Genomic DNA, 13478 nt, shown 5'->3' on the forward strand with positions numbered 1-13478 from the left:
TCCTGACGCCCGGTCAGGAAGTTGCGGACAATGTGTCAGGTCATTTCGCGCGGAATTCTCGGGACTATTCCGGCGTGCAATCCGGTGAGGATTCCCTCACCCCGCGGCCGCGAGGCCGCGGGCACATTCCTGCGCGTGGCCGACGATCGACGCGAGCCCCGTCCCGGCGATCCAGCCGCCGGTCACGGCCAGCCCGGGCACGGCGTCCACGCGCGCGACGAACGCCGCGACCTCGCGCCGGAACGCGGGCGTAGGCGGGGGCAGCGCGCCGTTCCACCGCGTGACGACGTGGCCGAGGACGCGCCCGTGCAGGTCGACGCCGAAGAGTCGCGACGCGTCCAGGACGACGCGGTCGAGGTCCGGCTCCGTCGTCGCGCCGATGCGCCCGTAGCTGAGGCGCACCACGTGGTGCCCCGGCCCGGCGGCGGCGCGGACGCGGTCGCGCAGCCAGGGCCACTTGGCGGTCGAGTGCGTGAGCGCCTTCGCCTCGACGTCCGACGGCGGCGCCGCACGCCCGGCGTCGCGGTGCGGCGGGGCGACGAGCAGGCCGGTCCCGCGCGGGGCGTCGTCGAGCTCGGGCGCGCGCAGCAGGAGCGTCACGAGCCGCACGTCCGCGCCGGGCTCCGGGTCCGGCAGGAGGTCGGCCGCCGTCCCGACGAGCGGGCCGAGGGCGTCGACGAGCGCCGGGGTCGTCACGACGAGGCGCGGCGCGGCGAGGTCGACCGGGCCGCTCGGGGTCTCGGCGCGCACGAGCCAGGTCCCGGGGCCGCCGTCCGGGGCCGCGGCGCGCGAGATCCCCGTGACCTCGTGGCGCAGCCGGACGTCGGTCCCCGCGACGAGCCCCTCGACGAGCCGGTGCATCCCGCCGTCGATGCCGCGCACGGCCGACCCGGCGGGCGCGAGGGCGCGCATCGACGCGACGGCGCGCGCGAGCGACCCCTCGCGCTCGAACGCCTCGCGCAGCCCGGGCGCGACCGCGGCGACGTCCAGCCGGTCGAGCGGGGCGGAGTGCACGCCGGAGGCGACCGGCGCGACGAGCCGCTCGGTCACGCGCGCCCCCATGCGGGACCGCGCGAACGTCTCGAGCGTCCGCAGGTCGGCGAACCGGCGGGGCAGCACGCGGTCGAGGCTCGCGCGCAGCGACCCGCCGAGGCCGACGGCGCGGCGCACGTCGCGCGACCACGGGTCCGCGGGGATGCCGAGGACGCCCGCGCGCGGCAGGGGGTAGGCGTGCCCGGCGGCGTAGCCCCACGCGCCCGCGCCCGACGGCTCGACGACGTCGAGCCCCAGCTCGCGCACGAGGTCGCCGACGGCGGTGCCCCGGGCTGCGAACGACTCGGCCCCGAGGTCGACGCGCACGCCGTCGAGGCCGGGCAGGTCCCCGCCGCGGACGGGCCCGCCGGGCACCTCGGCGGCGTCCAGCACGACGACGCGCAGCCCCTGCGCGCGCAGCGTCCGCGCGGCGGTGAGCCCGGCGACGCCCGCGCCGACGACGACCGCGTCCGCGGTCTCGACCCCCTCCGGTGCGGGGGGTGCGGGCGGACGGGGCGTCGTCGGCTCGGTGCTCACCGTCGGGTCGCCTCCTCGGTGGCGGTGTCGGCGGCGCTGCCGGGAGCGTCGTCCGCGAGCGCGTGGACGAGCGCGACGACGCGCGTCAGCACGTCGGGGTCGGTGTCCGGCGGGACGCCGTGGCCGAGGTTGACCACGTGCCCCGGGGCCGTGCGGCCGCGGCGCACGACCTCCCGGACGTGCGCCTCGAGCACGTCCCACGGCGCGGCGAGCAGCGCGGGGTCGATGTTGCCCTGCACCGGCACGGGGGCGTGGCCCTCGGCGAGGAGCCGGGCGGCGTCGTCGAGCGGCGTGCGGTAGTCGACGCCCACGGCGACGTCCTGCACCCCGGCTGCGGTCACGGCGTCGCGCATCGCTGGGAGCAGGTGGCCCGTGCCCGTGCCGAAGTGGACGACGGGCACGCCGAGGTCCGCGACGTGGGTGAGCGCGCGCGTGCTCGCCGGGGCGGCGCCGGCCGCGTAGTCCGCGAGCGAGAGCGAGCCGGCCCACGAGTCGAAGAGCTGCGCCGCGCTCGCGCCCGCCTCGACCTGCGTCCTCAGGAACGTGCCGGTGAGGTCGGCCGCCCAGTCGACGAGGCGCTGCCACGTCTCCGGGTCGCCGCGCAGCAGGGCGCGCGCCGCGAGGTGGTCGCGCGACGGCCGGCCCTCCACGAGGTAGGCGGCGAGGGTGAACGGCGCCCCGGCGAACCCGATGAGGGGCGTCGTGCCGAGCGCGTCGACGGTCAGCGCGACGGCCTCGCGGACCGGGGCGAGCGCGTCCTCGGTGAGTTCGCTCTCCACGAGCCGGGCGACGTCGTCGGGCGTGCGGTACGCCTGGCCCATGACGGGGCCGACGCCCGGCGCGATCTCCACCTCGACGCCCGCGAGCCGCAGCGGCACCACGATGTCCGAGAAGAAGATGCCCGCGTCCACGCGGTGCCGGCGCACCGGCTGGAGCGTGATCTCGGACGCGAGGTCGGGGCGCAGGCACGAGTCGAGCATGCTCACGCCCTCGCGCGCGGCACGGTACTCGGGCAGCGAGCGGCCCGCCTGGCGCATGAACCACACGGGTGTGATTTCCGGGCGCTTTCCGGTCGTGCCCGCGCGCAGGGCCTGCACGAGCGGGGAACGGTCCGTGCGGCCGTCGGTCAGGGGATGGCCCGGGGAAAGGGCGACAGGAATCACAGCTACCGATTCTGCCTCTCTCCCGGGGGAATGATTAAATCGGAGGCACTGTGGCTCTTCTCTCCCTCACGGCCAGCCACCACGAGCTGGACCTCGACGCCCTGGAACGACTCTCCACCGGGGCCCACTCGATCGGCGGCTCCGCGGTCGCGGCGTGCGACGTCATCACCGGTGCGGTCGTCCTCGCGACGTGCAACCGGTTCGAGCTGTACCTCGACGTGGACGCCCCCCTCGACGGCACCGGCGTGCAGCACGCGACCGAGCACGTCGCGCGCATGGTCGCCGACGCGTCGGGCGTGGAGGTGGCCGAGGCGCTCGCGTCGTTCCGCACGCGCGCCGGGACCGAGGTCGCCGAGCACCTGTTCGCCGTCGCGTCGGGCCTGGACTCGATGGTCGTGGGGGAGCGCGAGATCGCCGGCCAGGTCAAGCGGGCGCTCGAGACCGCGCACGCCGACGGCGTGACGTCCTCGACGCTCGAGCTCCTCTTCCAGACGGCGTCGCGCACGTCCAAGAAGGTCAGCACCCACACGACGCTCGGCGGGGCCGGTCGCTCCGTCGTCGCGCTCGGGCTCGACCTCGCCGCCGCCGAGCTGCCGCCGTGGCCGCAGGTCCGCGCCGTCCTCATCGGCACCGGGTCGTACGCGGGCGCGAGCCTCGCCGCGCTGCGGGCGCTCGGGTGCGACGACGTGCGGGTCTACTCGCAGTCCGGCCGCGCCGAGGAGTTCGCCGCCGCGCGCGGCGTGGAGGCCGTGACGGACCTCGTCGTGGCGCTCGAGGACGCGGACCTCGTGGTGTCGTGCAGCGGCGCGCGCGGTCGGGCGCTCGCGGCGGACGCCGCGCGCCCGGGCCCCGAGCGGCGCGAGCAGGCGATCGAGCACGTGCTCGACGCCGCCGCCGTGGTGCGGGCGCGCGAGCGGGCCGCGGTGCGGGCGGGCGACGAGCCCGTCGCGCGCCCGACGGTCGTGCTCGACCTCGCGCTGCACCGCGACGTCGACCCGCGCGTGGCCGACGTCGAGGGCGTGCTCCTGTACGACCTCGCGACGCTCGCGGCGCACTCGCCGTCGATCGCGTCCGAGCTCGTGACCCAGGCCCGCGCGATCGTCGACGAGGCCACGCGGGCGTTCGAGGAGACGCGCCTCGGCCGGGCGGCGGACACCGCGGTCGTCGCCCTGCTGGCCGACGCCGAGCGGCGCGTCGCGCTCGAGGTGGCCGACGTCGTCGCGCTGCGCGAGGCGGACGGCGACCCGGTGGAGCCGGACGAGGCCGACGAGATCGCGCGCGGCGTGCGGCGCCGCGTGCACGCCGACCTGCACCGCGCGATCGTCGCGGCCCGCGCGGAGGCCGTCGCCGCGGCGCAGGCCGAGGAGCGTGCGGTCGTCGCGGACGCCCAGGCGCTCGTCCACGAGGCCGCCGCCGCACGCTGAGCACTGTCCGCTGGACGGACCCGCTGCCTCAGGCACGCGATTGACAGCGCAGTCATAGCCGGGAGAGGGTGGCCGACGGACGCCCGTCGTCGACCAGGAGCACCGTCGCCCCGCCACGAGCGGCCCGGGCGGCGCCTGACCGACGGCCCCGGGGCGCCCCGGGCGACGACGCCCGGTCGCACGTCGAAGAGGACATGGCATGAGACGACCACGACTCGCCCTGCTCGCCGCGGGGCTCGCGCTCGCCGTCGCGCCGGGCACGCTGCTGCCCGCCGCCGCGGGCGCCGCCCCCGCCGACGAGGGCACCGTCACCGCCGCCGCAGGCGACGACCTCACGCTCGAGGTCAACCCGTTCGTCGGCACCGAGAGCGAGGGCAACGCCTACCCGGGCGCGACCGTGCCGTTCGGCATGGTCCAGCTCAGCCCGGACAACACGAACTCCTACGCCTCGACGTCGTACAGCACGAACGCCGGGCGCGTGTGGGGCTTCAGCCACCGGCACGTGAACAGCGCGGGCTGCCCCGCGGCGGGCGAGCTGCTCGTCACGCCGGACACGAGCACCACCCCGCGCACGTCGCGCTCCTTCATCGCGATCAAGGACCAGAAGAGCACCGAGCGCGCGTCGGCCGGGTTCTACGAGGTGACGCTCGCGAACGACGTGCACGCCGAGCTCACCGCGACCACGCGCGTCGGCGCGCACCGCTACACGTTCCCCGCGTCGACGACGTCGCACCTGTCGTTCAACGTGGGCCAGACCCTGCGCGACGCGGGCGCGAGCTCGGTGACGTGGGTCGACGACCGCACGCTCGAGGGCTGGGTCGACAACGGCGGCTTCTGCGGCGGCACGCCGGACAAGCAGCGGTACTTCTTCAGCGCGACGTTCGACCGCCCGGTCGCGTCGAGCGGCACGTGGGGCACCGACGCGCGCTACGTCGCGGGCTCCACGACGAGCGAGGTCGCGGGCGGCAACAACGGCGCCGTCGCGGTGTTCGACACCACGACCGACCGCGACGTCGAGGTGAGCGTGGGCGTGTCGTTCGTGAGCGTCGACGGCGCGCGCGCCAACCGCGAGGCCGAGGCCACCGACGAGGGCGGGCAGGTCGCGTTCGACACCGTGCGCGAGGAGGCCCGCGACGCGTGGAACGCCGAGCTGGGCCGTGCCGCGATCGACGCGTCGCCCGACCAGCGCCGGATCTTCTACACCCAGCTCTACAAGACCCTGCTGTCCCCGACGATCGGCAGCGACGTCGACGGCCGGTACCGCGGCATGGACCTCGAGGTCCACCAGGCCGACGGCTGGGACTACTACCAGAACTTCTCGCTCTGGGACACGTACCGCACGCAGGCGACGCTGCACGCCCTCCTGCTGCCCGAGCGCGCGCAGGACATCGTGCGCTCGATGTACCAGCACCGCGTCGAGGGCGGCTGGCTGCCGCGCTGGTCGCTCGGCGCGCTGGAGACCAACATCATGGCGGGCGACCCCGTGACGCCGTGGCTCGCGGAGAACTTCGCGCTCGGCACCGTCCCCGACGACATCGCCGACGAGCTGTGGGACTACCTCGTGGAGAACGCCACGACGACCCCGCCGGACGACGTCGCGTCCGTCGGGCGGCGCAGCACCGAGTTCTACGCCGAGCACGGCCACGTGCCGTTCTACCCCGAGAACGAGGGCGGCCTCGGCGGCCAGTTCGAGGAGTACCGCCACGGCGGCTCGGCGACGCTCGAGCTCGCGCTCGCCGACGCGAGCCTCGGCGCCGCGGCCGAGCGCACGGGCCGCGAGGGCAGCCAGGCGTTCCTCGACAAGGGTCGCAACTGGCGCAACCTCTGGAACCCGGACGTCCAGCTCTCGGGCGGCTTCCAGGGCATGGTCAACGCGAAGCGCCCGACGGGCGATTTCGTCACCCTGCCCGAGCTGACGGACGTCACGCGCTCTGGCTTCCACGAGGGCGTGCCGTGGCAGTACCAGTGGATGGTGCCGCAGGACGTCACGGGCCTCCAGGAGGTCATGGGCGGCGAGGGCGGCTTCGTCGAGCGTCTCGACTACTACTTCGACCAGCCGGCGCTCGCCGCGAACCCCGGCGTCTCGCCGAGCACGTGGGCCAAGGGCGGCAGCTCGTACTACACGACCATCCGCTACAACCCGGGCAACGAGCCGACGATCATGAACGCGTGGCTCTACGGCTACGTGGGCCAGCCGTGGAAGACGAACGACGTCCTCGCCGCGAACCTCAACCGCTTCCCGGACACCCCGGGCGGCGGCGTCGGGAACGACGACCTCGGCACGCTCGCCGCCTGGTACGTCATGGCGTCGCTCGGGTTCGAGCCCGTCATGCCGGGCTCGGGGATCCTCGCGCTCAACGCGCCGAAGGTGCAGGCCGCGACGCTCACGACCGACGCCGGGGCGACGCTGCGCATCGACGCGGCGGGCGCGAACGAGAAGCTCCCGAGCTACGTCGCCGGCCTGGAGGTCGACGGCGTCGCGCACACCGCCGCGTGGCTCGACGTCGCGGCGCTGCAGGACGGCGGCACGCTCGACTTCGACCTGTCCGACACGAGCGCCGGACTGACGTGGGGCACCGCGGCGGCCGACCGCATCCCGTCGGTCTCCGCCGTCGCCCCGCCCGCGCCGGTCGAGGTCGAGGCGAGCGTGCGCTGCCTCGGCGGTCGGGCGTTCGTCGCGGTCCGCGCGACCAGCACGGCCGACGCGCCGGTGGACGTGACCCTCACGACGCCGTTCGGCGAGCGGACGGTCCGGCACGTGCAGCCGGGCAGGAGCGCCTACCAGTCGTTCACGACGCGCGCGACGTCCGTCGAGGCCGGGACGGCGACCGTCACGGTCGTCGCCGCGGACGGCACGACCACGACGGTCGACGCGGCGTACGAGGCGCTGGCCTGCGGCTGACCGCCGCGTCACCACGGGTGCGCGCCGCGCACCGGACGCGGGCCGTCGTCGGGCAGGACGCCCGACGGCGGCCCTCGCCGCGCCGCTAGGCTCGCCGCGTGAGCAGCACCACGCGCCTGGGCGTCCTCGACATCGGCTCGAACACCGTGCACCTCGCCGTCGTCGACGCCGCCTACGCGGCGCGTCCCGTGCAGGCCGCGGGGGCGCGCACGGTCGTGCGCATCATGCGCTACCTCCGGCCCGACGGGTCGCTGTCCCCGGAGGGCGTCGCGGCGATGCTCGCCGCCGTCGACGACGCGATGGCGCTCGCGCGCGAGTCGGCCGTCGACGAGATGCTGCCCATGGCGACGTCGGCGCTGCGGGAGGCGACCAACGGGCCCGAGGTGCTCGCGGCGATCGGCGAGCGCGTCGGGCAGCCGGTCCACGTGCTCTCCGGCGAGGACGAGTCGCGCCTGACGTTCCTCGCCGCGCGCCGCTGGCACGGCTGGGCCGCGGGCCGGCTGCTCGTCCTCGACATCGGCGGCGGGTCGCTCGAGATCGCGTCGGGCGTCGACGAGGAGCCCGACCTCGCCGTGTCCCTCCCGCTCGGCGCGGGCCGCATGACCATGGCCTTCCTGCCCGACGACCCGCCCGCGCCCGAGCACGTCGAGGCGCTGCGCGAGCACGTGCGCGCGACGCTCGCGCCCGCCGTCGCGCGGTTCGCCCGGCTCCCGCGCCCGGACCACGTCGTCGCGACGTCCAAGACGTTCCGCTCGCTCGCGCGGCTCGCGGGCATGCAGACCGAGGCGGTCGGCCCCGACGACCGGTGGCGGATGCGCCGCGCGCAGCTCGCGGACTGGGTGCCGCGGCTCGCGCGCATCACGGCCGAGGGCCGCACCGCGCTGCCGGGCATCACGCCGGAGCGCACGTTCCAGATCGTCGCGGGCGGGGTGGTCGCGGTCGAGACGATGCGCGCGCTCGGCGTGGACGAGGTCGAGATCTGCCCGTGGGCGCTGCGCGAGGGCGCGATCCTGCGTCGCCTCGACCACGCCTGACGTCGGGCTTCCCGCTCAGCCGTCGGCTCCGGACGCGCCGCGCGGGGTCGTCCACCGCGGCGCGTCCGCGCCCCACGGCCGGGCCGGCGCCGGGTAGTCGTCGACGGGCTCGCCCGCGAGGCGGTCGAGCGCGGGCCGGGTCGTCGTCGCCTCGACGTCCCGGCCGTCGAGGCGCACCCGGTGCCCGACGACGCACCGCGCCCCCGGCGTCCGCGGCGGCCCGTGCGCGGGGTCGCGCCCGGGGGCGACGAGCAGCGCGTGCGCGGTGCGGGCGAGCGCGCCGTCGACGTCGCGCCCACGCCCGTCGGCCGCGCGGTCGGCGAGGGCGTCCACGACGGCCGCGGCCAGGAGGTAGCCCGTCGCGTGGTCGAGCGCCTGGGCGGGCAGGGCGCCGGGCGCGGCAGTCGAGGCGTCGCCCACGGTCCCGTCCCGCGTGCCCTCCACGAGCGCGATCCCGCTGGCCGCCTGCACGATCGAGTCGAAGCCGCGGCGCGGGGCCCACGGGCCGTCGTCGCCCCACGCGCTGACGCGCGCGTGCACCGCGCCGCCCGGCAGGCGCAGGCCGAACGCCTCGACCGCGCCCGGGCGGTAGCCCGTCACGAGGACGTCGGCGGCGTCGAGCAGCTCCTGGGCCCGGGCGCGGCCGTCGGGGGTCGCGAGGTCGAGCAGCGCGGACCGCTTGCCCTGCCCCGTGTCGAGGTGCTGGACCTCGATCTCGGGCAGGCCCGGCGGGTCGACGCGCAGGACGTCCGCGCCGAGCAGCGCGAGCGTCCGGGTCGCGACGGGCCCGGCGATGACGCGGGTGAGATCCAGGACCCGGAGGCCGGCGAGCGGCCGGGGCCCGACGGCGAGCGGGCGCGGGGGAGCGGCGTCGTCGCGCACCGCGGTCCGCACGCCAGGGCCCGACGCCGCGGCCCGGCCCGGCGCGGACGCGCGCCACTCGTCCGCGGAGCGCACGCGCACGGCGATCGCGCCGACCGAGGCCGCGAGGTCCTCGACCTCCTGCGCCGACCGCGCGGCGAGCGCCGTCGCGACGTCGTCCCGGGACGGTTGGTCCGCGACCGCGGCGGGCAGGTCGAGGAGCGCGAGCAGCCGCGCGCGGTGGTGCGGGTAGTTCGCGTGCGTGCGGACCCAGCCGTCCGCCGTGCGGAAGAAGCCGGACAGCGGCGCGAACCCGTCCACCGGAGCGCCGTCGACCCGCAGCAGCCGGTCGCTCGCGAACGCCGCCGCGACGCGCTCGGGATCCGGGGCCGGTCCGGGGTCGAACCCGCCCGCCCGCGCCGCGGCGTCGCGCACGGCCGCGACCGACGCGAGCGCGAGGCCGAGCACGGGCAGCGTCGCAGCGAGGAGGTCGTCGTCCGCGCGTCCCGTCCCGACGGTCATGGCACGACGGTACGCCCCGCGTCGTCGAGCCCCGGGCAGTGTTGGACGGTCGTCCATCTGGCGGTCCCCGCGGACTGGGCTTACCGTTCCTGAGGCGTGTCAACCCGACACGCCGGGTATGTCTGATTTCTTTTCAGGGGGCAGAGGATGGTTCGGAACGCGAGGCGCTGGTCGGGCGTGGCGAGCGTGGCGATGGCGACGGCGCTCGCCACGGGGCTCGGCGGGCTGCTCGTCGCCCCGAGCGCGAGCGCGGCGGCCGCCGTCGTGGCGCCGCTGGGGGCGCGCACCTACTCGGTCTCCTCCTACTACGGCCCGCGCTGCATGCCGGTCGCCAGCGCCTCGACCTGGCACCTCGGGCAGGACCTCGGCGCGACCTCCGGCACGCGGATCAACGCGATCGCCGACGGCACCGTCCTGCGCGCGGGCAGCGTCAGCGGGTTCGGGCAGTGGGTCGTCCTGCGGCACACCATCGGCGGGAAGACGGTCTCGAGCGTCTACGGGCACGTCATCGACGGCGACAAGTACGTCAAGGCCGGGCAGACGGTCAAGGCTGGGCAGCGCATCGCCGACGTCGGCTCCACCGGCATCTCCACCTCGCCGCACCTGCACCTCGAGGTCTGGAACGGCACCTACGGGTCGGGCGCGTCGCACACCGACCCGCTCGCCTACCTCAAGGGCAAGGGCGTCGACCTCGGGCGCGACGCGACGCGGGTGGCCGCCCGGTCGACCGCGACGTCGTGCACCTACTACACGAACGCCGCCGTGGACGTGCGCGCCGGGGCGGGCACCGGTGCCGTCGTCGCCCGGGTCGCGCGCGGGGCGACCGTCGTCGGCAAGCCCGGGGACGAGAGCGGCACGTGGCGCCGGGTCACGTCGGGGCGGACGACGGGCTGGGTCCCGGCCGCGAGCATCGGGCCGACGAAGCCCGCTCCGGTCAGCACGCCCCCGGCGACGAAGCCGCCGGCACCCCAGCCGGCGCCGAAGCCGTCGGCGCCCCAGCCGGCGACGCGGTACGTCACGGCCGCGTCGCTCAACCTGCGGGCCTCGGCGACGACGTCCTCGGCCGTGGTCGCACGCCTGCCGAAGGGCACGAAGCTCGCGGTCGCGTCGACCTCGGGCGGCTGGCTCAAGGTCACCGCGAACGGACGGACCGGCTGGGTCTCCGCCCAGTACACCTCGACGAGCGCACCGGCGGCTCCCGCGAAGCCGGCGCCCGCGAAGCCCGCACCGCCCAAGGCCGCGACGTCGTACGTCACCGCCTCGAGCCTCAACCTGCGGGCGTCGGCGTCGACCTCGTCCAAGGTCGTCGCACGGCTCGGGCGCGGGACCGCGGTGACGCACGCGGGCACCGCCTCGAAGGGGTGGCTCAAGGTGACCGCCGGGGGCCGGACGGGCTTCGTCTCGACCGCGTACCTCTCGGCGCAGAAGCCCCGCTGAGCCGACCCGGCGCCGCGCCCCTCCGGGCGGCGCGGCGTCAGCCCCCCGGCGTCACCGTGCCGGGGAACCGGGCGGCGGACCGGTCCGTGACCGAGCCGTCGCCCGCGGCGTTGATCTCGCTGATCATCATGACGAGGTCCAGGTCGGAGTCGGCCGCCCGGGCGAGGCTCGTGGCGAGCTGGTACGGGTCCGAGAGCGGCTGCATGTCGTAGTCGGTGACGACGGCCCGCGTCTGCATACCGAGGGCGTCGTTCTCGACGGCGGTCCGCACGCTGTCGGCGAGGCGGTTCATCTGCGACTCGGTGAGCGTCATCGTCACCTGCTGGCCGGGCGACACCTCGCCGGACGGCGAGAATCCGGAGAAGTCGCGCGTGTTGAAGTACTGCGACGACATGTCGTCGGCCGTGACGTCGAACGAGTACGTGCGCGCCGAGAGGTCCTCCGTGCCGGAGGCGTCGAACGACTGCGACAGGCGGAAGTCGCCCCGGTCGCCGTACGTCGCGGTCATGAGCTGCTCGGTGCTGCCGTCGGGGTAGGTCGTCGCGACGAGCGACCCGGTGTTCTGGCCGATCTGCCACTCGGCCCCGCCCACGGGCGTGTCGAAGCCGACGGTCGACGTCGAGTCGTAGTTGACGCGCTGGATGGTCGTCGTGCCGGAGATCCCGGTCGACGGGTCGCCGGGGATCTCGCCGGTGACGAGGTAGGTGTCGTAGGCGGCCTGGCCCTCGGGCGTCGACAGGTCGAACTCGGCGCTGCGCAGGGACGCGCCGTCGAGCGACGTCGTGTTGCCGAGCATGACCTTGACCGCGTCGAAGTCGAGGCCGAGTCCCGCGTGGTTCGCGATCGCCTCCGTCGGGCCCGCGGTGACGCGGACGGTGTCGTCGCCCGTGCGCTCGATGAGGCTGCTCACGCCCTCGGAGTCCTTGACGGACGACTCGAGCGCGATGTGCCGGAACGCGGCGTCGAGCTCGGTCTTGGAGTAGCTCCCGCCGTCCATCGTCACGGACGAGCCGACCGGCATGCTCCGCGGGTCGAACGGGTTGACGGACCCGGGGTCGACGTCGGTGCCGTCGGGCATCTTCAGGGTGTACTCCGACGTGACGCCGGTCGTGTACCCCCCGCTGACGCCCGTGCCGCCCTTCGAGACGCCGCCCTCGACGCCGATCGAGACGTCCGACTTCGACGTGTAGGTGGTGAAGCCGTCCTCCGACTTCTCCCCGACCGTGTACTCGGCGCCGCCGTTGACGCCGAACGAGACCTTGGAGCCGTCGGTCGTCTTGAACCAGTCGGCGAGCGACCCGCTGCCGGAGTACGTCGTCTCGCCGCTGTCCGGGTCGTGGGAGACGCCGAAGCCGACCTTCGAGTCCGTGCCCTCCGTCGCGGGGCTCCCCAGGCCGCCGTTGTCGGAGCCGCCGCTCTGGCTGCCCTTCACCGAGACCGTCGGTCCGCCGGGGCCGTCACCGCTCTCGCCCGAGCCGCCGTCGCCCGACCCTCCGGAGCCCGAGCCGCCGGACCCCGACCCGGACCCGCCCGACCCGCCAGCCCCGCCGGCACCCCCGCCCGTGCCGTCGGAGCTGGCGTTCTCCTGCTGGTCGGCGTTCGTGCGCACCTTGTCGGCCGCGTCGCGCAGCGTCGCCGCGGCGGCGGCGAGCGCGGGGCCGAGCTCGGAGGTCCAGCGGCCGCGCAGCTCGTCGCCGTCGGGCCCGGCCCAGCGGGCCCCGCTGACGGTGGACTGGAGGCCGCCGCGCGTCGTCTCGAGCGACTCCGACGCCGTCGTCAGGCTCTGCGCGAGCCTGCGCAGCTCGCCGATGTCGGCACCGTAGAACCCCATGGTCGTCCCTCTGTCGCGGCGGATCGTGCTTCCGGAGCGTACGTGGACGGGCGCCCCCGCGTCTCGGGGTGCCCATGGGGCGAGGTCCCCATGCCGCGTCCGGGCGGCCTTCCGACGGGCGCGCGGTCAGGCCGAGAGGACGTCCGCGAGGCGTTCGAGGACGATGCGGCCGGCGGGCGGGACGCGGTCCGCGTCCGCCGGCGTGAGCCACGCGAGCTCGGCGATCTCGGCGTTCGGCGCCGGCTCGGGGGACCCGGGCAGCGGCTCGGCGTACAGGCAGTGCATCCGCACGACGCGCCCGCCCAGCCCGTGCCCCGGGGCCTCGGCGACGAACGCGGGCCGGACCGTCCCCGGGTCCAGGCGCACGCCGAGCTCCTCGTGGATCTCGCGCACCAGCGCCTCGGTGTCCGTCTCGCCGGGCTCCACCTTGCCGCCCGGCATGAAGAAGCGGTCCTTCCCGGTCGTCCGCACCGCGAGCAGGCGTCCGTCACGGACGTTCACCCACCCGACGGTGCGCAGGGGCGGGAGGTCGGACGGCGGGGCCGACGCTCCGGCGGTCGAGGGGTCGGCGGGGCGCAGGTCGGGCGTGCTCACGCGTCCCACTGTGCCACCCGGCACCCACGGCGGGGCGGCCGAGGAACCCCGACGGCGCGTGGCGCACCCAGCGAACCACGCGCCGTCGGGCCTGCCCCTCGCGCGGCCCCAGTTCCGGCGAAGGGCGATCGTGCCGGGCCG

The 13478-nt window shown here is 76.0% G+C and carries 9 protein-coding genes; 4 read left to right on the top strand and 5 right to left on the bottom strand.

Annotated features, from left to right (window positions below; translation table 11 throughout):
- Positions 1 to 96 precede the first annotated feature (96 nt).
- Both RSE42_RS01550 and hemE read right to left on the bottom strand, forming a co-directional pair.
- Positions 97 to 1569 carry a protoporphyrinogen/coproporphyrinogen oxidase gene (locus RSE42_RS01550; RefSeq protein WP_415297693.1) on the bottom strand — a complete coding sequence of 491 codons (1473 nt, stop codon included), beginning with the start codon at positions 1567 to 1569 and terminating at the stop codon, positions 97 to 99.
- Positions 1566 to 2606, bottom strand: coding sequence for a uroporphyrinogen decarboxylase (gene hemE, locus RSE42_RS01555; protein ID WP_415298812.1), 1041 nt, complete (start codon positions 2604 to 2606; stop codon positions 1566 to 1568). The genes RSE42_RS01550 and hemE overlap by 4 nt, the downstream gene beginning before the upstream one ends.
- Before the next feature lie 176 nt (positions 2607 to 2782).
- On the opposite strand from hemE, the gene RSE42_RS01560 reads away from it, so the two are divergent.
- The 3 genes from RSE42_RS01560 (at position 2783) to RSE42_RS01570 (ending at position 8092) form a co-directional block, all read left to right on the top strand.
- Positions 2783 to 4156, top strand: coding sequence for a glutamyl-tRNA reductase (locus tag RSE42_RS01560; protein WP_415297694.1), 1374 nt, complete (start codon positions 2783 to 2785; stop codon positions 4154 to 4156).
- A gap of 199 nt (positions 4157 to 4355) precedes the next feature.
- Positions 4356 to 7058 (top strand): GH92 family glycosyl hydrolase, encoded by a 2703-nt coding sequence (locus tag RSE42_RS01565; RefSeq protein WP_415297695.1) that lies wholly within the window; start codon positions 4356 to 4358, stop codon positions 7056 to 7058.
- 98 nt (positions 7059 to 7156) lie between these two features.
- On the top strand, positions 7157 to 8092 hold the full coding sequence (locus RSE42_RS01570) for a Ppx/GppA phosphatase family protein (protein WP_232322643.1): 936 nt from the start codon (positions 7157 to 7159) through the stop codon (positions 8090 to 8092).
- 15 nt (positions 8093 to 8107) lie between these two features.
- Here the strand turns inward: RSE42_RS01570 and RSE42_RS01575 are convergent, their stop codons facing one another.
- Positions 8108 to 9475 carry a CoA transferase gene (locus RSE42_RS01575; protein ID WP_415297696.1) on the bottom strand — a complete coding sequence of 456 codons (1368 nt, stop codon included), beginning with the start codon at positions 9473 to 9475 and terminating at the stop codon, positions 8108 to 8110.
- A 177-nt stretch (positions 9476 to 9652) separates the two neighbouring features.
- Between RSE42_RS01575 and RSE42_RS01580 the strand changes: the two genes are divergently transcribed.
- Positions 9653 to 10912, top strand: coding sequence for an SH3 domain-containing protein (locus tag RSE42_RS01580; RefSeq protein WP_415297697.1), 1260 nt, complete (start codon positions 9653 to 9655; stop codon positions 10910 to 10912).
- Between the two features lie 37 nt (positions 10913 to 10949).
- Here the strand turns inward: RSE42_RS01580 and RSE42_RS01585 are convergent, their stop codons facing one another.
- Both RSE42_RS01585 and RSE42_RS01590 read right to left on the bottom strand, forming a co-directional pair.
- Positions 10950 to 12743 carry a hypothetical protein gene (locus tag RSE42_RS01585; RefSeq protein WP_415297698.1) on the bottom strand — a complete coding sequence of 598 codons (1794 nt, stop codon included), beginning with the start codon at positions 12741 to 12743 and terminating at the stop codon, positions 10950 to 10952.
- Positions 12744 to 12869: 126 nt separating this feature from the next.
- Positions 12870 to 13337 (bottom strand): NUDIX hydrolase, encoded by a 468-nt coding sequence (locus tag RSE42_RS01590; protein ID WP_222123552.1) that lies wholly within the window; start codon positions 13335 to 13337, stop codon positions 12870 to 12872.
- Between the last annotated feature and the right edge of the window lie 141 nt (positions 13338 to 13478).

The organism is Cellulosimicrobium sp. SJTW-1 (assembly GCF_047716875.1).
GTDB lineage: Bacteria > Actinomycetota > Actinomycetes > Actinomycetales > Cellulomonadaceae > Cellulosimicrobium > Cellulosimicrobium funkei.